The 17,455-nt window shown below is 59.0% G+C and carries 16 protein-coding genes; 6 read left to right on the forward strand and 10 right to left on the reverse strand.

Annotated elements, in window-relative coordinates:
- The first annotated feature begins 6 nt into the window (after positions 1 to 6).
- From ACSHXH_RS00495 to ACSHXH_RS00510, 4 genes are all read left to right on the forward strand, one after another.
- A complete protein-coding gene (locus ACSHXH_RS00495) occupies positions 7 to 3,009 on the forward strand; it encodes a DNA translocase FtsK 4TM domain-containing protein (RefSeq protein ID WP_435669787.1) in 3,003 nt (1,000 codons plus the stop codon).
- 101 nt (positions 3,010 to 3,110) lie between these two features.
- Positions 3,111 to 3,707 (forward strand): LolA family protein, encoded by a 597-nt coding sequence (locus tag ACSHXH_RS00500; protein WP_435669788.1) that lies wholly within the window; start codon positions 3,111 to 3,113, stop codon positions 3,705 to 3,707.
- A 121-nt stretch (positions 3,708 to 3,828) separates the two neighbouring features.
- Positions 3,829 to 4,830: a sterol desaturase family protein gene (locus ACSHXH_RS00505; protein WP_435669789.1), complete on the forward strand. Its 1,002-nt coding sequence runs from the start codon at positions 3,829 to 3,831 to the stop codon at positions 4,828 to 4,830.
- Positions 4,827 to 5,933, forward strand: coding sequence for an acyltransferase family protein (locus ACSHXH_RS00510; protein ID WP_435669790.1), 1,107 nt, complete (start codon positions 4,827 to 4,829; stop codon positions 5,931 to 5,933). The genes ACSHXH_RS00505 and ACSHXH_RS00510 overlap by 4 nt, the downstream gene beginning before the upstream one ends.
- A gap of 106 nt (positions 5,934 to 6,039) precedes the next feature.
- On the opposite strand, the gene ACSHXH_RS00515 is transcribed toward ACSHXH_RS00510, so the two are convergent.
- Positions 6,040 to 6,630 carry a lytic transglycosylase gene (locus ACSHXH_RS00515; RefSeq protein ID WP_435669791.1) on the reverse strand — a complete coding sequence of 197 codons (591 nt, stop codon included), beginning with the start codon at positions 6,628 to 6,630 and terminating at the stop codon, positions 6,040 to 6,042.
- 227 nt (positions 6,631 to 6,857) lie between these two features.
- On the opposite strand from ACSHXH_RS00515, the gene hspQ reads away from it, so the two are divergent.
- A complete protein-coding gene (hspQ, locus tag ACSHXH_RS00520) occupies positions 6,858 to 7,184 on the forward strand; it encodes a heat shock protein HspQ (protein ID WP_435669792.1) in 327 nt (108 codons plus the stop codon).
- Between the two features lie 63 nt (positions 7,185 to 7,247).
- Here the strand turns inward: hspQ and ACSHXH_RS00525 are convergent, their stop codons facing one another.
- From ACSHXH_RS00525 to ACSHXH_RS00565, 9 genes are all read right to left on the reverse strand, one after another.
- Complete coding sequence (locus tag ACSHXH_RS00525; protein ID WP_435669793.1) at positions 7,248 to 8,297, reverse strand: threonine aldolase family protein; 1,050 nt, start codon at positions 8,295 to 8,297, stop codon at positions 7,248 to 7,250.
- Positions 8,297 to 8,770 carry a YcgN family cysteine cluster protein gene (locus ACSHXH_RS00530; RefSeq protein ID WP_435669794.1) on the reverse strand — a complete coding sequence of 158 codons (474 nt, stop codon included), beginning with the start codon at positions 8,768 to 8,770 and terminating at the stop codon, positions 8,297 to 8,299. The genes ACSHXH_RS00525 and ACSHXH_RS00530 overlap by 1 nt, the downstream gene beginning before the upstream one ends.
- The gene (locus ACSHXH_RS00535; protein WP_435669795.1) at positions 8,767 to 9,699 is read right to left on the reverse strand and encodes a bifunctional riboflavin kinase/FAD synthetase; all 933 of its coding nucleotides are present in this window, start codon (positions 9,697 to 9,699) and stop codon (positions 8,767 to 8,769) included. Before ACSHXH_RS00535 ends, ACSHXH_RS00530 begins: the two co-directional genes overlap by 4 nt.
- A 116-nt stretch (positions 9,700 to 9,815) precedes the next feature.
- A complete protein-coding gene (locus ACSHXH_RS00540) occupies positions 9,816 to 10,259 on the reverse strand; it encodes a MaoC family dehydratase (RefSeq protein WP_435669796.1) in 444 nt (147 codons plus the stop codon).
- 115 nt (positions 10,260 to 10,374) lie between these two features.
- Complete coding sequence (locus tag ACSHXH_RS00545; RefSeq protein ID WP_435669797.1) at positions 10,375 to 11,247, reverse strand: TIGR01459 family HAD-type hydrolase; 873 nt, start codon at positions 11,245 to 11,247, stop codon at positions 10,375 to 10,377.
- 94 nt (positions 11,248 to 11,341) lie between these two features.
- On the reverse strand, positions 11,342 to 12,262 hold the full coding sequence (locus tag ACSHXH_RS00550; RefSeq protein WP_435669798.1) for a manganese-dependent inorganic pyrophosphatase: 921 nt from the start codon (positions 12,260 to 12,262) through the stop codon (positions 11,342 to 11,344).
- Between the two features lie 130 nt (positions 12,263 to 12,392).
- A complete protein-coding gene (locus tag ACSHXH_RS00555) occupies positions 12,393 to 14,033 on the reverse strand; it encodes a capsule biosynthesis protein (protein WP_435669799.1) in 1,641 nt (546 codons plus the stop codon).
- Entirely contained in the window at positions 14,011 to 14,670 is a 660-nt protein-coding gene (locus tag ACSHXH_RS00560; protein WP_435669800.1) for an ABC transporter ATP-binding protein, read from the reverse strand. The genes ACSHXH_RS00555 and ACSHXH_RS00560 overlap by 23 nt, the downstream gene beginning before the upstream one ends.
- Positions 14,671 to 14,796: 126 nt before the next feature.
- Positions 14,797 to 15,669, reverse strand: coding sequence for a sulfotransferase family 2 domain-containing protein (locus ACSHXH_RS00565; RefSeq protein WP_435669801.1), 873 nt, complete (start codon positions 15,667 to 15,669; stop codon positions 14,797 to 14,799).
- A gap of 575 nt (positions 15,670 to 16,244) precedes the next feature.
- Here ACSHXH_RS00565 and ACSHXH_RS00570 point away from each other — a divergent pair.
- Positions 16,245 to 17,351, forward strand: coding sequence for an ABC transporter ATP-binding protein (locus ACSHXH_RS00570; protein WP_435669802.1), 1,107 nt, complete (start codon positions 16,245 to 16,247; stop codon positions 17,349 to 17,351).
- Positions 17,352 to 17,455 lie beyond the last annotated feature (104 nt).

Here is a 17,455-nt window from a genome sequence, read left to right on the forward strand (position 1 = left end):
CGAACGATGGCATATCAGGCGCGGGGGCGTGACCCCCTCTTTGACAGCAACATGCAGGCCGCTCTCGAAAAGCGCGGCAAAGAGCTCGGTGGCTTTGTGCTTATGGCACTGGGCGCGATGGCGGCGATGATGATCTATTCGTACTCGCCACAAGACCCAAGCTGGCTGTCGGCCACAGATGCGCCCGTGCAGAACTGGCTGGGCCGTGCCGGGGCGTCGGTTGCGGCACCGTTGTTCATGATTGTGGGCTGGGCCAGCTGGGGCTTGGCGCTTGTCCTTCTGGTCTGGGGCACCCGCTTTGCACTGCACAAAGGCGAAGAGCGCGCGCTGTCCTGCCTGATCTTCGCGCCGATCTGGGTGGCGCTGGCCGCCGTCTATGCCGCCGGTGTGCCGGAAAGCGCCCACTGGACCCACAGCTTTGGACTGGGCGGACTGTTCGGCGACATGATGATGGGATCAATCCTGACGATCCTGCCCTTGGGCACCACCTTTGCGCTCAAGCTGATGATGCTGCTTCTGGGCGGCGTGGTTCTTATCATGGGCGCGTTTGTTCTGGGCTTTACCAAGATCGAAATGGCGCGCATGGCGCGGTTCCTCGTGGTGGGCGTGATCATGGTCTATGCCACGCTCTTGTCGGTTCTGGGTAAAGGCGCATCAGGTGCGCTGATTGCCGCGCGTGATTTGCAGGCAAAAAACGTGCAACGCCGCGCGATCCGTGCGCAGGAAGAGGCTGAAGCCGCCGAATGGGCCGCCGCCGAAGCCGCCGTTGCCGCCGAACCGCGCGTGACCCGCATCTCCAAACCCGCCTCTGCGGCGGCACCGATGGTCTATGCCGAAGACCGCTATAATGATGACCGCTATGACGCTCCCCCCGTTCAGGCTCCACAGAAAACCGGGTTTCTGGCCAAGATGCCATCGCTGATGCGCCGCCCCGAGCCCGAACCCGAACTGGTGGAAACATGGCCCTTGGGCGACATGCCTGACACGATGCCCGGCGATGACCGCGTCCGCGCCAAAATCGCCGATGCCATCAAATCCCGCGTCCGCAGCACTCCGTCCATCACTTCGGCTGTTGCCGCTCCGCTGACCAAAGGCCGGGGCCACGGTCCCGCTCCGTTGATCTTCAAGCCGACAATGGAACTTCCGCCGGAACCGCCGGTCACCGCCCGCGCCGCAGCGCCCCTGCGCGCCGAACCCCCGGTCACGGCGGCCAAGCCCGCCTTTCAGCCGCAGCCCACGTATGGCGAACAATCCGCAGCCCTGCGCGCAGATCCCCCCGAAGACAATATTTTCGAAGATATGGCAGATTGGGATGATTACGGCGACGAGGTGCAAACCTACGCACCCGTGCCACCCGCGCCCGCTGCGCACGCACCCGTCCCGGTTCCCGAGGCCAAGAAGGTTGTGCAGCAACCCCTGCGCAAGCCGATCCAGCCGTCCAAGCGCGCGCAGGAAGAAGCACAGCCGCGCCTGCAATTTGAGGACAAACAGGTTGAGTATGACCTGCCGCCCCTTGGCTTGCTCATGGACCCCGCCAATATCGAACGGCACCACCTGAGTGACGAAGCGCTGGAAGAAAACGCCCGCATGTTGGAGGCGGTGCTTGACGATTACGGCGTCAAGGGCGAAATCGTCTCGGTTCGCCCCGGCCCTGTTGTGACCATGTACGAACTCGAACCCGCGCCGGGCCTCAAGGCATCGCGCGTGATCGGTCTGGCCGACGATATCGCACGCTCCATGTCCGCGCTGTCCGCCCGTGTGTCCACCGTACCGGGGCGCAGCGTTATTGGCATTGAACTGCCAAACGAAAACCGCGAGATGGTCAGTTTCCGCGAGATCCTCTCAACCCGTGATTACGGCGACGGCACCCAGAAACTGCCGCTTGCCTTGGGCAAGGACATCGGCGGCGACCCTGTGGTTGCCAACCTCGCCAAGATGCCTCACCTGCTGATCGCGGGGACAACCGGGTCCGGTAAATCCGTGGCGATCAACACGATGATCCTGTCACTGCTTTACAAGCTGACACCGGCCGACCTGCGGCTTGTGATGATCGACCCCAAGATGCTCGAACTGTCAGTCTATGACGGCATCCCGCACCTGCTGTCGCCGGTTGTGACAGACCCGAAAAAAGCTGTGGTTGCCCTGAAATGGGTCGTCGGCGAGATGGAAGACCGCTACCGCAAGATGTCCAAGATGGGCGTGCGCAACATCGACGGCTATAACAGCCGTGTCGCCGATGCGCTGTCGCGCGGTGAGATGTTCGAACGCACTGTCCAGACTGGCTTTGACGACGACACTGGCGAACCGATTTTCGAGACCGAAGAAATCCAGCCCGTCAAAATGCCCTATATCGTCGTCATCGTCGACGAGATGGCCGACCTGATGATGGTCGCGGGCAAAGAGATCGAAGCCTGCATCCAACGCCTCGCCCAGATGGCGCGGGCCTCGGGTATTCACCTTATCATGGCCACACAACGCCCGTCCGTTGATGTTATCACCGGCACGATCAAGGCGAATTTCCCGACCCGGATTTCGTTCCAAGTGACCTCAAAGATCGACAGCCGCACCATCCTTGGCGAAATGGGCGCGGAACAACTTCTGGGGCAGGGCGACATGCTTTATATGGCGGGCGGGTCCAAGATCATCCGTTGCCACGGTCCCTTTGTGTCTGACGAAGAGGTCGAGGAAATCGTCACCCATCTCAAGGCCTTTGGCCCGCCCGAATATGTCGGCGGCGTCGTACAAGGCCCGGACGACGAAAAGGCCGACAATATCGACGCGGTGCTGGGCCTCAACACCGGTGGCAACACCGACGGCGAAGACGCGCTTTACGATCAGGCCGTCGCCATCGTGATCCGTGATCGCAAATGCTCGACCTCCTACATCCAGCGCAAACTGGCGATCGGCTACAACAAAGCCGCACGTCTGGTCGAACAGATGGAAGACGAAAACGTGGTCAGCGCCGCCAATCATGTCGGAAAACGCGAAATTCTGGTGCCCGAGCAGTAGATACCTGCCGACACATCACAAAAACGGGCGTCGCTATCGCATAGCAGCGCCCGTTTCGGCATATAGTGTCCAAAGAGTTCCGAGCAGACTGGACCCCATCTATGCGTATCCGATACCTTGCCCTGATCACCGTTCTGAGCCTGACATCCGTGCTGCCCGCTTCGGCGCAGCAAATCCCGCTCAACACGCTGTCAAACTACCTCAACCAACTGACCAGCGCCGAGGGCAGCTTCACCCAGATCAACGCCGATGGCACGATCTCGACCGGCACGCTGTATATCCGTCGGCCTGGCAAGGTACGCTTTGAATACAACCCGCCCGAACAGGCGTTGGTGATGGCCAACAATGGCGCGGTGGTGGTGTTTGACCGCAAACTGGGCGGCGACCCCGAGACCTATCCGCTGGATCGCACACCGCTCGGCCTCATCCTTGCGCGCAATGTCGATCTGGCCCGCGCGAATATGGTGGTGGCGCATGGGTATGACGGCACGGCAACCACAGTGACGGCGCAAGATCCCGAACATCCCGAATACGGCAGCATCCAGCTCAAGTTCACCGGCGACCCGGTAGAGCTGCGCCAATGGGTGATCACCGATGATGGCGGTGGCCAGACCACGGTTGTCCTGGGGGCGCTCGAACGCAAGCAACTCGCCAATCGCCTGTTCAACATCGAAGCCGAACGTACCGCCAATCAGTAACGTATGTGACTGCGAGACTCCGAACCATGCAGCATGCCAATCGTTCTGTTTTGCTCACAAATGAGCCTCTTTGGTGACAAATTCAAACGGTATCTCAACGCAAAAGCAATGAGAGACCGTCATGGATTTTCTGAACCAGATTTACGTCAGACTGATTGGCAATTTCACCGACCTGGAATCCCGGATGGCGGTGCTTTACCTTTTGCTCACCATCGTGCTTGTGGCGGTGATTTGGGCGGTGCGCGGGCGGCCCACACGTTTCGTGGCATTTCTTGTCCCGAAAGAGGTCTATCTGCACAAATCCAACATCGTGGATATCAAGATTTTTCTGTTCAACGTGGTGCTCGGTGCCGCCGGGTTGTTTGCTGCGGTCACGATGACACCGCTGATGACGACGTTCGTTCTGGATGCCCTCTTGTCTTTGAGCGGGGGGTCGATGGCTCCGGTCGCCGATACATGGGGCAAGCTGGCGCTTGCCACGTTGATCATGATCCTGACGCTGGATTTTTGCAAATACTGGGCGCACCGCCTGCATCACGAAACCAGTATTCTGTGGCCGTTTCACGCCCTGCACCATTCGGCCGAAGTGCTGACCCCGCTGACGGCAAGCCGCAATCACCCGGTCTTTCTGATTTTGCGCGCGCTGATCTACACCGTGATCGTTGGGTTCGTGCAGGGGATTATGTTGTTTACCCTGATGGGCAAGATCGAAATCCTGACAATCGGCACCGTGAACGCGGGGTACTTCCTGTTCAACGCCTTCGGCGCGAACCTGCGTCACAGCCATGTCTGGCTCAGCTATGGGCGCGTGCTGGAACATATCTTCATTTCGCCGGCACAGCATCACATCCACCATTCGATCGAACGCAAGCATTACAACAAGAACTATGGCGAAGTTTTTGCCTTTTGGGATTGGATGTTCGGTACGCTCTACGTTCCAAGAAGCTACGAAGACATCAAGGTCGGCCTGTCGGATAAAGACGGTAACCGGATCGAACAACCTTATCCAACGCTGCGCAGCGCGCTGTTCCACCCGTTTGTCGATTGCTGGCGTGCCTTGTTGAAAGGCACCTCCCGCGACCCGAGCCTGAACGGGCCCGGTGGCGAGACCACAGCGCAATGACGCGTGGCCTGTCGCTTTGGCTGGATGCGGTGCGGGTTTGGGTGACGATCATCGTCGTCATCTCGCACGTCGCCTACCCAAGGTTCACGCGCGGCGATTACATTTGGGTGCGCGACCTCAACTTTGGCAGCGACGCCGTCATCGTCTTCTTCGTGATATCTGGACTGGTCATCGCCTACGCCGCGCAACGCGACAAGAGCCTTGCGACCTACAGCTTCAACCGTCTGACCCGGCTGCTGTCGGTGTTGCTGCCTGCGCTCTTGCTGACATTCATCTTCGATCAGCTTGGCAAAAGCATAGGACCGGACGCCTACACCACCTTCTACAACCCGGCGTCGCTTTGGGAACTGTTGGTGCGTGGACTGATCATGTCCAACGAGTGGGGGGCGTTCGACCGTATCCGTCTTGGAACAAACGGCCCGCTGTGGTCGCTCAGCTACGAGGCCGCATATTACGTCATCTTTGCCGCAGCTTTTTTCCTGACCGGCATACGCCGTGTTGCCGTGCTTGCGCTGCTTGTCGTGCTGGTTGGCCCCCGTGTCCTGCTCTTGATGCCCGCATGGCTTTTGGGGGTTGTGGTCTGGAACTGGGTCGCCTCGGGCGGGGTGGATCGCCTGTCATTGGGCAAGGCACGCCTTTTCGCACTGGGCGCCCCGCTGTTCTACGTGATCTGTCAGGCGACGGATGTTCCGGCGGCGCTGGCGGCACAGACCGCGCAAGCATTTCAACCCAACCATTACCGCGCAGTTCTGGGTTTCTCAGACGAATTTGTGTGGAACGCTATGATCGGGATCATGACTGCGGTGCATATCATGGGCATGGCACGGGTGTTGCAGGCGTCAAAGCTCGAAAGCATGCGTATACGCTGGTGGGCAGGGGCCAGCTTTTCGATCTACGTGACACATTATCCGGCGCTGCACCTGATCGACGCGGTCTTTCCGCAGGAAACACTGGCGCGTGACGGTCTATTGCTTCTGGGCTCGATCATGGTCGGATTGATCTTCGCGGCGGTGTTCGAACGCCGCATAGCGGGACTTCGCCACTGCCTGCTTGGCATCCTGGACCGGGTCCAGATCGGGTCCACCGCACGCTCCGCATCATGACCGGGGATCGGCCTGCGGTGATCTGGCTCATGTGTTAACATATGATTAAAGGGTCAACAGGACTCATCCAATGTTTCGCGCGCGAAACATTGGGTCCACTTCGGACCTATCTTCGAACCCGGCAACTGGACAATTGTCGCTGATAGGTCATCGACCGTGCGGCAATCTCGTCGGATACGCGCAACAGCCACGCTTTGCCGTTATATGACCCACGGGCAAACCCGGTGCGGCCCTCGTGATAGGCAAGGTACTGGTTGCGGGCGTCGTTCAGCGGAATGCCCATACGGCGATTGGACTCCGCCATATACCAGCCCATGAAATCAGCCGCATCGTCGATGTCGTTGCGTTTCGCACGGAACGCGCGCTGATCCTGAACATATTCGTCCCAGGTGCCATTCAGCGCCTGACTATAGCCAAAGGCCGAACTTTGACGCCCCATCGGGATCACGCCCAGCGTATAGCGGAACGGCGTGCGTGCGTCGGACTTGAACTTGCTTTCCTGATACATGGAGGCCATCTGCACATGTACCGGCACGCCCCATTTGCGCTCTGCCGCGCGGAACGCCCGGAGGTATCCGGGGCGCTGTTGCAGGATCGAACAGGCGTTATCAAGGTTACGGGGCGCCGATGTGCCGCCGCCGCCGCCACATGAGGCCGCCAGCAAAACAATCACCAAGGCGCGAAAGAATCTGCTCATAGGCCTCTCGCTTTTCATCGAAGACGGTTGCTCCGTCTTTCAGATTGCACAAAGTGTACCGCAAAGTCGGCGCGGGGGAAATCACAATTGCTTGGACCGGCAAACCCTTGCTGCACAAAGAAAATCCCTTGTGTCGATAAGGTGCACAGACTGTTTCCCTTAAAGTGGCCCGTTCAATTGGACAATTTGTCGAAAATCAGGCAGGTATGTGGCAACGGACAGGACTCATGATCAGACAACGCGCAAAATATAACATCGGCCAGGTCGTTCGCCACCGCAAACACCCCTTTCGGGGCGTGGTGTTCGATGTGGATCCTGAATTCAACAACACCGATGAATGGTACGACGCCATTCCCGAGGACAGTCGGCCTGCCAAGACGCAGCCCTTCTATCACTTGCTGGCCGAGAACGAACAAAGCTTCTATGTGGCGTATGTCTCGGAACAGAACCTTATCGCCGATTATTCCGGCGAACCTGTCGAACATCCCGATGTGCCCGATCTCTTTGGTGCGTTCGAGGATGGCAGCTATGAGCTGCAATTCCAGTTTAACTGATACCCATCTCTCTTGGTTTGCCACGGCGTAACGAGTAAGGGCTCCCAGTCGGGAGCCCTTTTTTCATGCGCTGTTCAGTAGCGAAACAAAGCGGTCAATCTCGGGATCGGGCAAGGACCAGTCGCAGACCAGCCGCCCGGTCAAAAGCCCGTCCGCAGGGCCATCCTCCAACACGCCGCCCGACACATAGTATTTCGCACCCCCGGCCTGAAGCGTCTGGTGCAGCGCACGCGGGGCCTGGAAAAAGATCATGTTCGCAGTGACCTCATTCAGGAACCGGACATCGGCTTTGCTGCGCATACCGTCATAAAGACGCGCCGCCTTGGCATTGGCCCGCTGCGCCAGATCGCACCACAGATCGTCGCGCAGATACGCGGCCATCTGGGCGGACAGATACCGGTGCTTGGAAAACAGATGTCCACCACGTTTGCGGCGCAGTTCGAACTCCCACGCCTTGGCCGGGTCAAAAAACACCACCGCTTCAACGCCCATCAATCCGTTTTTGGTGCCGCCGAACACGGCCACATCCACACCCAGCTTCCACGACATCTCAGCCGGGGTGCAGCCCAGCGACACCGCCGCATTGGCAAAGCGCGCACCGTCAAGATGCACGGGCAAACCGTAGGATTTCGCCACATCACACAGCGCTTGCAACTCGGCCAGCGTGTAGACATTGCCCATCTCGGTCACCTGCGTGATCGACACAGCGCCCCGGCGTGGGCCATGCACACCGCGATTACCTTGGGATTCGATGGACGCCGTCAGCCGCTTTGGTGTCATGCGGTCGGGCCCCTGCACCAAGGTGAGCTTTGCGCCGCCCATGTAGAATTCGGGCGCATTGCATTCGTCTTCTTCGATATGGGCCATCGGGGTGCAGAACACCGTGTCAAACGGTTCAACCAGCGTGGCCAGGGCCAGAGCGTTGGCGGCAGTTCCGGTGGCGACCAGATAAACGGCCGCCTCGGGTGCCTCGAACAGATCGCGGATGCGCTGGCGCACCTCGTCCATCATGGCATCGGCCCCGTAGCCAAAGGCGTAGCCCTGATTGACTTCGGTCAAGGCGTCCAACACGGCTTGGGGGACAGGCCCGCTGTTGTCAGAGGCAAAAAACATCAGGTCGGCTCCTCGATGATGTGGTCTTCCCAGTCGTCTTCATGCACTTCGAATTCCGGCACAGTTGCGTTTCGCATCGAAACACCGGCGTCGTGCACGCTGTCCGGCGTCCCCGAGATCAGCGGGTGCCAGTCATAAAGCGGCTTGCCCTCCCACAGCAGACGGTAGGCGCAGGTCTTGGGCATCCAATAAGCATGATCGTCGATATTGGATGGTTTGAGCACAATACATTCGGGCACAAACTGATGCCGAATTTCGTATTGCGCGCAGCGGCAGGTGCTGTCGTCAAACAGCCGACACGCCACGCGCGTCAGTTCGACATGGCCGGTGTCTTCGTCCTCAAGCTTGTTCAGGCAGCATTTTCCGCACCCGTCACACAGCGCTTCCCATTCCTTGGGGGTGAGGTCGGTCAACGCTTTGCGTTCCCAAAAGCGGGGGGCAAGGCCGTCGCGCTTTATCGGGTCATGGCTCATAGCGCGGCCAATATCGTGCGCGCCTGTGCGCAATCGGCATCCATCTGGGTGATCAGGGCCTCAAGACCGTCGAATTTCAGCTCTGGGCGCAGGAAATCTACCAGCGCAACCGACACGGTCGCCCCGTAAAGATCGCCGGTGAAATCGAACAGGAATGTTTCCAGATTGGCGCGGTTTTCGCCAAACATCGGACGCACGCCAATGGACGAAGCGCCGTGATAGGATCCGGCATGAGGCCCGTCGAGCACATCGACCAGCACGGCATAGACCCCGAATTTCGGCGGGTGCAGGCCGTCGATCGACATATTGGCGGTTGGGTAGCCCAATTCGCGGCCCCGCTGTTCGCCGCCGATCACCATGCCTTCGATCCGGTGCCAATGGCCCAGCATGTCCGCGGCAACGCGCGGTGTGCCGTCCGTCAGCGCGGTGCGTATCGCGGTCGAGGATACAGCGCCGGACGTGGAGGTAATAAGGTCAGCCACGGTGACGCCAAAGCCCATGTCGCGGCCAAAGCGTTGCAGGTCTTCAACGGTCCCCGCGCGGCCTTTGCCAAAGCAGAAATCGGCACCCACCACCACATGGCGCAGACCCAGTCCTTTGGCGATCACCGTCGCTGCGAACCCTTCGGGTGTCAGGTCGGCCAGTTGCCGGTTGAACGTCAGCTCATAGAGCACATCCACCCCAAGTTTTTTCAGACGCGTTGACCGCGCCTTGGCGTTCATCAGCCGAAAGGGTGGAGCGTCTGGTGCGAAATATTCGCGGGGGTGCGGTTCAAACGTCAGCACTCCCAGCGGTGCGTCGGGCAGCGCAGCACGGGCAAGCTTGATCACGGCTTGATGACCGAAATGCACGCCGTCAAAATTGCCGATGGCAACCGTCGCGTTTTTGTCGCCGTCAGAGACGAATTGATAATCCCGCACAATCTTCATGCGCAGAGGACTAGCGGGGGCTTTGGGGCGTTGCAATCCCCGGTCCGGAGGAGGCGGGTGATTTTCCAACGCTGGAAAATTGAGGATGCGTCACCGCATCCTTGCCGGTGGCTGGGTCAGTCGAACTTGCGCGACGGGGCGAGCACCTTGGCTTCGCCGATCAGGACCTTCTTGCCATCGACGGAACAATGGCAATCCAGCGTGACGCGGCGTTTCGAAATGTCGATATCGACCACTTTCACCTCGGCATAAACCATGTCGCCGGGGCGAACGGGGGCCAGAAACTTGAGCGTTTGGCCCATGTAAACGGTCCCGTGACCGGGAAGCTGTTCGCCGATGACCGCAGAGATCAGACCGGCGGTCAGCATCCCGTGGGCAATGCGCCCTTCAAAAATGGTATCCTGCGCGTAGTCGTCATCAAGATGCACCGGGTTCCGGTCGGTCGAGATCTGTGCGAACATTTCAATGTCCTGATCCGTCACTTCTTTGCGCAGGTGACGCGACATCCCCATTTCGATGTCTTCGATACAGATTGTTCCGCGTGGCAGATTGTCCAACATTTCGCACTCCGCTCTGTGACCCAAACTATAGGGAAAGAGTAATAAAAAGTAAATCAGCTTCCCATTTGAGAAACTTTATTACTTTGCAAGTGCAGAAAATCAAGCAAAATCTGACCTAGCGCAGTTGTCCTATAGTATAGGTCGGCGCGATTTTTTCCTTTTGGATATAGGCGTTTAGCGCATCTGGGTCAGGCTGATGCGACGTTTTGGTCTCTGCTGCGGCCAAGCCCCCCGAGATGAAGAGGGAATCAATGTCCTCGCCCATGGCACCGTCGATATCGGTATGCGCGCCGTCGCCGATGGCCAGAATGCGCGATGGGTCCACATCCCTGTCCAATGCGGCCAGCCGCCGGCGGGCCAGGTCATAAATCGGCGGGTGCGGTTTGCCGAAATAAAGGCTTTCGCCGCCCATCTCGGTATACAGCGCAGCCAAGGCACCCGCGCACCATTCGCGGGTTTCGCCGCGGTCCACCACGATATCGGGGTTTGCACAAAGCAGTTTCTGGCCCTTTTGCTTGGCGTAGAGAAAGTGCGGGCGGTTGACGGATGGGTCGGCCATTGGATCAAACGGGCCACAACAGACAATGCCTTCGGCGTTTTCCAGTTCAACGCGCTGAATGGGAGCGGGATCGTCGATCAGGTCCATCGGGGCAAAGAAGCTTTCGTCAAAGGGCTGACCCATGAACCAGATTTTTTCGCCCACCGCGCCCCGGAACATCGCCGCACGGGCGCTGTCACCGCTGGTGGCGATGCTGTCGTAACAGTCTTCCGGGACGTTCAGGCGCACAAGCTGCTTGGCGACCTCATCGCGCGACCGGGGAGCGTTGGTCAGCAGAACCACGGTGCCGCCGCCCCGTTTGAAGCCCTTGAGCGCGGCCACGGCGTCTTGGTAAGCGGTCACACCGTTGTGGACGCAGCCCCACAGATCGACCAGCAGCACGTCATATTGGTTGGCGATGTCGGCGAGGGAGTCGAGGATCTGGGTCATGGCATATCTTTCCGGGCAGTGTTGGGGGCAGGTCACACGAAAAAGGGGGTGCCGTCCAGCACCCCCTTTGAAACGTCGTTCGGGTCGACTCGGGTCAAAGCTTGAGGTTCGGGATGATCTGCTTTTTACGGCTGACCACACCCGGCAGGACCACGGTGTCGCCGGACACGGTTGCGCCAAAGCTTTTCTCGGCCAGTGCTTTGACCAGATCATTGGGGACCAGCAGCGTTGCTTCTTCGTTCAGGATATCGACGACAAACAGGATCACCTGATCAACGCCATCCTCGGCTGCGACATCGGCCATGGTGGCCATCAGGCTGTCTTTGCGGTCGAGCACGATCTTGGGCGAAGTGGTTTCAAGGACCGAGACGCGGAATTTGGTGCCCTCAACCGGGTATTCCTTGCTGTCCATGCGCAGGAGTTCGGCGTCAGAGAAGGCAGAGACATCAGATTTCGCGGCGAACATTTCAGCCGCGAAGTCGGGGATCGACACGCCAAGGTCTTCGGCCAGCGCATAGGCGATGGCTTTGTCTTCCTGGGTTGTGGTCGGCGAGCGGAATTCCAGCGTATCGGACAGGATGCAGGACAGCATCGCGCCTTTGATGCCTTTGGGGGCCTGGGCCAGATCGTCGCCAATCATCTTCCACATGATGGTGGCGGTGCAGGCGACGGGTTCGATGCGGATGTCGATGGGGCCTTTGGTTTCCAGACCGCCGACCAGTTTGTGGTGGTCGATGATCGCGCGGATGTCGGCGCTGTTGATGGCCGGGGGCAGCTCAGCGGGGTTGTTGGTGTCAACGATGACTACGGGCTGATCCGCGTCCACGTCCGAGATGATATCCGGCTTGTCGAGGCCCCAATGGGTCAGCATGAACGCGGCTTCGGTGTTGGGTTCGCCCAGCAGGACCGGCTTGGCGTCTTCGCCCTTGATCTGGTTGAGGTACCACGCCCAGATGATCGGGCTGCCGGTGCTGTCGGTGTCGGGGGATTTGTGTCCGAATACGAGGGTTGTCATGGGGGGCCTCTGCTCTGCCAAAATCAGGTCGCGCGCCTTATAGGGCGCGCGCTCTGCAATGTCACCTGTGTCAGTTTGCGCCCCGATGCAGGGGCGGTTCTGGCGGGGCCTTGGAGGCCCCGCCGGGTGGTTAGTTCGCCACCTGTTCGCGTAGGATTGACGCGGTCAATGAGATCAGAAGGTAGATTCCCGAGAAGATCAGGAAGGTCAGCAGCGTGTTCTCGAATGACCTTGGATAGCTGGGGTCCTGTGCGGCCAAAGGGTAGACCGATGTGGTCAGGTAGCGGGCCTGGCTGTCTGCGTCGCGGCGCGCCTGATCAAGCCGTTCGAGGGCGGCGGCCAGCATCATGTCGCGGGTCGCCAGATCGGCCTCGGCCAGTTGGATCTGCACGGCGGTTTCGGCAAGCGAGCCCGCGCCTTCGCTTTCGGCTGTCATCTCTGAATTGATGTCGGCCTTGAGCGCTTCGAGGCGGCGAATGTCGGCCTCAACGCCCTCGACGCGGCTGCGGTTCGGGCGGGCGTTGTCGAGCAGCGCCTGAAGTTGCAGATTCTTTTCCTGAAGCTGCGTTTCGACGGATTCGATCCGGGCCTGGAGCGATCCGATGCGGGCGCGCGGGTCAAGCACAGAGCTGTCCTGTTGCAAACGGACCAGCCGTTCTTGTGCCACGCGGCGGGCGCCTTCGGCTTCTTCAAGACCAAGCTGGGCATCTTTGACCGCGTTTTCGCGTTTCCGGGCCGACAGGTTGTCGACGCGTTCTTCGGCATAGCCGATCAGCGCGGTTGAGAAATCCGTGGCCACCTGGGGATTCGCGGCGGCGACTTCCATGCGGATCACGCCTTCGGTCGGATCATAGCCGATCTGGACGTATTTCTTGTAGAGCTTGTACATCTCTTCGGAGGTCGCGGTTGGTTCAAGGCGGCGCAGCGGGTCGAGGTCCGGTTGCGAGAAATGCGATTTGAAACCTTCGTCCTGATCCAGACGCAGCATGGCGTCTTTCGAGGTCAGGTAGCTTTGCACCGCGATGGCGTCCTGATTCGTGGCGAATTGCGTGCCCGAGAAGAGCCCACCCACGCCGCCGCCGCCGGATTCGGCCTTGAGGATCAAAAATTCTGATTTCGAGGCATACATGGGTGTGGCAATCGTGAAGAAATACCAGCCCGCAACCAGCGTGGGCAGCAGGACAAAGGCGGTCAGGCGCGCAAAAAGCATGCGCATCCGTTGCCTGCGGCGGCGGGCCATGTCTTTTTGAATTGCCATGATTTCCTGCGCGCGCCGTTCCGCAGGGGTGCGGTTGTCGGTGGCGGGCAGGTTCTTGGTCTGCGGGCGCACGGCTTGGGGAAGCTGTGGCTGTGTTGCCAGCGGTTTTCCGTCTGCCGGGGCAGGGGCGGCTTTTGCCAGTTTGGCCTCGGAGGTGGCGGCGGGGGGCAGCATCAGGTCAAGCGCGTTTTCGCGTTCAAACGGGTCCACGCCCTTGAGGCGCAGCAGGTAGACCGCTTCGAAATCCGAGTTCGGGTTGAGCCCATGTTTCTGGGCAATGCGCCGTGCCATGCGCAGCTGCCGGCCTGTCAGGCCTTCGTCGCGGATGGCGGCAAGCGCCTGTTCCACACCGCCATCGGCGGGGCGTTGAATGCGGGGCTGTTCCAGCGTCGAGGGCGCGGGCGCGGTGGCCGATACCGGGTGTCCGGCCGCAGCCATTTGGCCGGTGCCTGTTTCGGGTGCCGGTTCACTGCGACGGATGCGAAAGCGTTTAGCCTTGGGTTTCGTAGTCATAGAGCTGCTTCGCTTCCTCCAAGGTGTCAAACATATGCAGCTGGCCATCCATCAGGACGCCAGCCTTGCTGGCAAAGCGTGCCAGCGTCTCGGGTTGGTGAGACACGATTATCATTGTTGTGGTGCGCAATCGTTCCGCGAGGATATCGCCCGCCTTTCGGTTGAATTCCACGTCGGTGTAGGTCGGCATGCCCTCGTCCACGAGGTAGATGTCGAAATCGAGGGCCAGCATCAGCGCAAAGGTGAACCGTGCGCGCATGCCTGACGAATAGGTGCCCAGCGGTTGGTCGAAATATTCGCCCAGATCACACAGCCAGCGGCAATATGCTTCGACGTAATCTGGATCGATGCCGTAGAGACGCGCGATGAACCGCGAGTTTTCCATCGCGGTGTGTTTGGGGACCACACCGCCCATGAACCCAAGCGGAAAGGACACGCGGCTGGTCTTGCGGATTTCGCCCTCATCGGGTTTTTCCAACCCTGCCATCATCTTGATCAGCGTGGTCTTGCCGGTGCCGTTGGGTGCAAGGATGCCAAGGGATTCGCCCAGTTCGACGCGAAACGACGCCTGATCCAGGATCACCTTGCGGTGCGACCCGGTCCAGAACGATTTGCTGACATTGTCGAATTCGAGCATCGAAACCCCGATCTACATCCGTACAGGCATTGCACGGTATGGTTTCCAAAGGGTTTAGATGTCGAGTTTGACTGGATTGTGGCCAATCCTTAGCAAAATGCGGGTATTGTCTCTGAGCCCTTGGGATCAGCCGGTTCTGGCCCTGTCCAACTTCTGAACCAGACGGTGGAACGTGATGTCGGTGGCATAGTATTCGGTCAACTGGGCAAAGAGATCTTCGGGCAGGAAGCTTTCGATGCTGAGCTGCTTTGGTGTCGGCAGGTCGGCGGGCCGCGCGTCGGGGGCCCATTTGTGGTAAACTTGGCCCTTGGTTTTGTCGCGTGACACATTCATGCGTGGCAGTTCGATGTCAGCGCCGATATGGGTGCGCAGGTCTTCGGCCAGAAGATCAAGCCGTTTGACATCATAGACATGGGTGAACGGGATATGGCCCAGATATTCCGATTGTGGCCGCCAATGCCCGTTGAGCCTTTCCGGGCATTCAGACAGAATGTATTCGACAAATTCCCGAAAGGTCAGGCCGCGGTCGAAATCCTCGGGGGTGAGTGTGTCTTTTCCCAAGATTGCCTGAAACGCGGGGCCGATGGTCTGCACCTGATCAGCCTTGTTGCGGTTGAATACGAATTTTTCGACATAGACGCTGACAAGCCTGTCTAACGGTTCGCGGATAATAAGAAACCGCATCCAGTCGGGTGCGGCCAGCGCCTTGCGAATTTCATGGTCAGGTCGGTCTTCGAACTGGAGGCCGGTGCGTTCGGAATCCAGCTTGTGATGGATGTCTTCACCATTTTCGAGCGTCAGTCCGCCCAGCATGGCCACGGTGCGTTTGAGCGAGGAACAGGCGTTTTTGGCGATCGGCAGATACATCAGCTTGTGTTTGTCGACCATCATCGCCTGACAGATCGGCGGCCGTTTGAGGGGCGATGGGATGTAAGTGTAGTCGAACAGGTGTGTCTGCTTTGGGCCGGGTTGTGGGGCTTCAATGATCTGGTCAGACACTGCTGCAGATTGCACAATAGGTGGTGTCGGCGCCAACCGACGCCGCATTTTCTCAAGCAGCCTTCGTGCCACGTGTCACGTTCCCTGTTTCGATGTCGCGTTAAGTGTTGCGCGCAAGTTGCCTCTACTGACCCTTTAGAATGCATGTGGTCAAGATTGTTCTGTTGGTCAACTTTTGACCATCGCGTCTCGCATGTCATGAAGTTTGGCCGGATGTCGGAGTGGCTTGGTGTCCGCCCGCATTTCCGGGATGCGGAAAACATGTGAACATTCGGAGCATAGAGTGTGGCGAATCGTCGATCCTGATGTTTCGCATGGTGGTTTTCTGAGGGCATTGCGCTTGCATTTGTCGAGTCTTGAGAGTCGAGTGTCCTGTTTTGCGGTGGTGACTTTGCCTGCCTTTTGGCTATGCGCAGTCGATCTTCCTGATGTGACGCATAATTTCTGCGCATAATTCCTGCAAATGACTGGTGTCGCGCGAAACTTGGACGACCGTGTTGCAATGTGATGCACAACGCGATTTATTTCGTCCAGACAAGCGGAAGCAATCCGTGGACCAAACAGGGAGTTCGTTTTTGCCCGACACGTCAAACAGTGACGCGTTCGTCGAATTTGAACGAGTGCAAAAAAGCTACGACGGCGTACAGCTCGTCGTGAAAGACCTTAACCTGACCATGCCGAAGGGCGAGTTTCTTACGATGCTCGGGCCGTCGGGGTCTGGTAAGACCACCTGCCTCATGATGTTGGCCGGGTTCGAAACAGCGACCCATGGCGACATCCGGCTTGATGGCAAACCGATCAACAATATCCCGCCGCACAAGCGGGGGATTGGCATGGTTTTCCAGAACTATGCGTTGTTTCCCCACATGACGATTGCCGAGAACCTGAGCTTTCCTTTGGAAGTGCGTAAGATCGGTAAGTCCGACCGCGAGGCCAAGGTCAAACGGGCGCTGGACATGGTCGAGATGGGGGCCTTTGGAGGTCGCCGTCCGGCACAGCTTTCGGGCGGACAGCAGCAGCGGATCGCACTGGCGCGGGCGTTGGTGTTCGAACCTGAACTGGTTTTGATGGACGAACCGTTGGGCGCTCTGGACAAGCAGCTGCGCGAAAAGATGCAGTTCGAGATCACTGATCTGGCGCACAAGCTGGGCATCACCGTTGTTTATGTGACCCATGACCAGACTGAAGCGCTGACCATGTCGGATCGTGTTGCGGTGTTTGATGATGGCCGTATTCAGCAGCTTGCTCCGCCGGACGAACTTTATGAAAAGCCGCAAAACAGTTTTGTGGCGCAGTTCATTGGCGAGAATAACACGCTCGAAGGGGTCATCCGCGAGATCAAGGGCAACGCGTGCGTTGTGCAGCTTGATGGTGGCGATCTGATTGATGCGGTGCCGGTCAACGTGAGCAAGGTTGGCGAACGCACCCGCGTGTCGATCCGCCCGGAACGGGTTGAGATCAACAAGGATCGTTTGCAGGACGGTGCCCATACGCTGAAAGCCGAGGTGCTGGAATTCGTGTATATGGGCGACATTTTCCGCACCCGTCTTCGGGTCGCTGGGAATGATGATTTCGTCATCAAGACACGCAACGCCCCTGATCAGGTGCGACTTGAGCCGGGAACGCAAATCGATATCGGGTGGTTGCCCGAGGATTGCCGCGCCCTGGATGCGTCCAACTAAGCACTTTCTAGCGTCGCCACGTCTTGGCTTCGCGTCGCCATAGGTGATGGTTGGGCGGTCCGACAGCCACCACCACTTTTGATAAGCGGACCGAAACGGGAGAA

The organism is Marivita sp., assembly GCF_051251565.1.
GTDB lineage: Bacteria > Pseudomonadota > Alphaproteobacteria > Rhodobacterales > Rhodobacteraceae > Marivita.

What these genes read in the sequence shown, in the direction of transcription:
- ACSHXH_RS00495 (WP_435669787.1), top strand. Translation starts at nt 7, where the DNA reads ATGGCATATCAGGCGCGGGGGCGTGACCCCCTCTTTGACAGCAACATG.
- ACSHXH_RS00500 (WP_435669788.1), top strand. Translation starts at nt 3,111, where the DNA reads ATGCGTATCCGATACCTTGCCCTGATCACCGTTCTGAGCCTGACATCC.
- ACSHXH_RS00505 (WP_435669789.1), top strand. Translation starts at nt 3,829, where the DNA reads ATGGATTTTCTGAACCAGATTTACGTCAGACTGATTGGCAATTTCACC.
- ACSHXH_RS00510 (WP_435669790.1), top strand. Translation starts at nt 4,827, where the DNA reads ATGACGCGTGGCCTGTCGCTTTGGCTGGATGCGGTGCGGGTTTGGGTG.
- ACSHXH_RS00515 (WP_435669791.1), bottom strand. Translation starts at nt 6,630, where the DNA reads ATGAGCAGATTCTTTCGCGCCTTGGTGATTGTTTTGCTGGCGGCCTCA.
- hspQ (WP_435669792.1), top strand. Translation starts at nt 6,858, where the DNA reads ATGATCAGACAACGCGCAAAATATAACATCGGCCAGGTCGTTCGCCAC.
- ACSHXH_RS00525 (WP_435669793.1), bottom strand. Translation starts at nt 8,297, where the DNA reads ATGTTTTTTGCCTCTGACAACAGCGGGCCTGTCCCCCAAGCCGTGTTG.
- ACSHXH_RS00530 (WP_435669794.1), bottom strand. Translation starts at nt 8,770, where the DNA reads ATGAGCCATGACCCGATAAAGCGCGACGGCCTTGCCCCCCGCTTTTGG.
- ACSHXH_RS00535 (WP_435669795.1), bottom strand. Translation starts at nt 9,699, where the DNA reads ATGAAGATTGTGCGGGATTATCAATTCGTCTCTGACGGCGACAAAAAC.
- ACSHXH_RS00540 (WP_435669796.1), bottom strand. Translation starts at nt 10,259, where the DNA reads ATGTTGGACAATCTGCCACGCGGAACAATCTGTATCGAAGACATCGAA.
- ACSHXH_RS00545 (WP_435669797.1), bottom strand. Translation starts at nt 11,247, where the DNA reads ATGACCCAGATCCTCGACTCCCTCGCCGACATCGCCAACCAATATGAC.
- ACSHXH_RS00550 (WP_435669798.1), bottom strand. Translation starts at nt 12,262, where the DNA reads ATGACAACCCTCGTATTCGGACACAAATCCCCCGACACCGACAGCACC.
- ACSHXH_RS00555 (WP_435669799.1), bottom strand. Translation starts at nt 14,033, where the DNA reads ATGACTACGAAACCCAAGGCTAAACGCTTTCGCATCCGTCGCAGTGAA.
- ACSHXH_RS00560 (WP_435669800.1), bottom strand. Translation starts at nt 14,670, where the DNA reads ATGCTCGAATTCGACAATGTCAGCAAATCGTTCTGGACCGGGTCGCAC.